Genomic DNA, 1,525 nt, shown 5'->3' on the forward strand with positions numbered 1-1,525 from the left:
CAGGGTCGCCGCGACCCGCGAACAGTTCCCGGCCCTCAAGGACCGCCTGCTGGGCCTGGAGCCCCCGCACCACCGTTGAGCCTGATCTCCGGAGGCAGGATCACGTCTGTCGGCCTCTGACCTTGGTGATCGATGTCTCCGGGGTGCACCAGCAGTCCTTCCGGTAACGGGTTCGACCGTACGCACCACCGCGCGCCACGGGACTCCTTGTGGCTCGCGGGATCGCTTGGGCCAAGGCGGTTTCTACTGGGCCTGGCCGACCTGGCGTGCCCCAGCGGCATGTTGGTGAGTCCTGCAGATCGGGGCGTCGACGTTCACCGACCACGCGATGCGACCGCGCCCGTTGGTTCGCGCCGGGGAGTGTGAGCAGCCTTGGCCACACTCCCCGGCGCTGCCAGTGGCGAAAAAGCCCGCAGACCGAGGTTGCGTTCCTGGTCGTCCCGGGGCACGAGGACGACCCGCGTCTCATCCGGGGCGCCAAAACCCTGTCCGGAGAGTCGCGCAACGTTCCGCCGACACTGTGCGACGGTGGCCCGCGAGCACTGCTGGATCTCGACACGCCGCGGGCACAGGCGGCCGCCAGGGCACGCAGGGCCTTCGAGGCATGGCAGGAGTTCGCCTCCGCCTACCCGCCCGGCCGAGCCTTCGGTGACTTCCGGGCCCGGCACCTCGCCGACCCCGAGAGCTATTCACAGGTACAGGCCTTGGAGAACTACCACGTGCAGCCGGTCATCGCGGCGTTCCTGGAGAACCCGGAACTGGAGGAGGTCGTGGGCGGCGACCCGATCGCCCGCCTGAGCGACGCCCTCGACGGCCTGGTGCGCCACGCCGTGGACGCCGCCTTGCCCTCGAACGCCCTGCCGACCCTGGACGGACGTTGGCTGTACGTCGCGAACGCCGAGCGGCGCCGCTCGACAAGAGCGTCGGTCATCGGGCAACTTCCTGGTTCGTGAGGACCAGCAGGGCCCGCACCAGCGCGGTCGCCCACTTCGGATCCGTGCGGACCTTGCCCAGGACGCGCCGGTTCTTCACGTGCGCGAAGCCGTGCTCGACCGGGGCGCGCGCCGCGGCCAGTGCCGTGTCGGACAGCTTCCGGCAGGCGGCGCCGACGCCCCGCTGCCCGTGGTCTGGAGCTCTGAGCCGGCCGCCCGCGCCGGAGGAGTCGCGGCCACGGCTCCTGTGCAGACCGTCACCGTGCAGGGGCAGACCTCAAAGTTCCTGGCCCTGGCAGCCTGCACGGATCCGATCGGCGCCGTCGTCGGCTGGACCGATCTGACCGCGCCGGGTATCGCCTCGGAGCCGGCCCGGCTGCGGGCGCTGCTCAGCGGCGAGTTCCTGGCGGGCATCCGCCGCCAGGTGCGGACTGAGGTGGATACGACTGGCTGACCGCCGCCCGGACGTGCTGCGCGCCTTGCGCGGCTGTGGCCGCCGCGGGACTCGTCTGCGACCTGGTGATCCTGCCGCGCCAGCTGCTCGATGGAACAAGTCAAGAGCCGGGCTGACGCGCCTCATCGCAGTTGTCCAC

The 1,525-nt window shown here is 71.1% G+C and carries 2 protein-coding genes and 1 pseudogene; 2 read left to right on the top strand and 1 reads right to left on the bottom strand.

The features are described from left to right. Window positions 1-362 precede the first annotated feature (362 nt). Entirely contained in the window at window positions 363-953 is a 591-nt protein-coding gene (locus tag ABZ646_RS46430) for a hypothetical protein (protein ID WP_360533784.1), read from the top strand. On the opposite strand, the pseudogene ABZ646_RS46435 reads toward ABZ646_RS46430, so the two are convergent. Next, window positions 928-1,086, bottom strand: a pseudogene (locus tag ABZ646_RS46435) (IS5/IS1182 family transposase); the annotation flags it as partial. The gene ABZ646_RS46430 and the pseudogene ABZ646_RS46435 sit on opposite strands and share 26 nt — an antisense overlap. On the opposite strand from ABZ646_RS46435, the gene ABZ646_RS46440 reads away from it, so the two are divergent. Then, entirely contained in the window at window positions 1,033-1,386 is a 354-nt protein-coding gene (locus ABZ646_RS46440; RefSeq protein ID WP_360533787.1) for a hypothetical protein, read from the top strand. The pseudogene ABZ646_RS46435 and the gene ABZ646_RS46440 sit on opposite strands and share 54 nt — an antisense overlap. Window positions 1,387-1,525 lie beyond the last annotated feature (139 nt).

It is taken from the genome of Streptomyces sp. NPDC007162, assembly GCF_040634175.1.
In the GTDB taxonomy this organism is placed as follows: Bacteria; Actinomycetota; Actinomycetes; order Streptomycetales; family Streptomycetaceae; genus Streptomyces.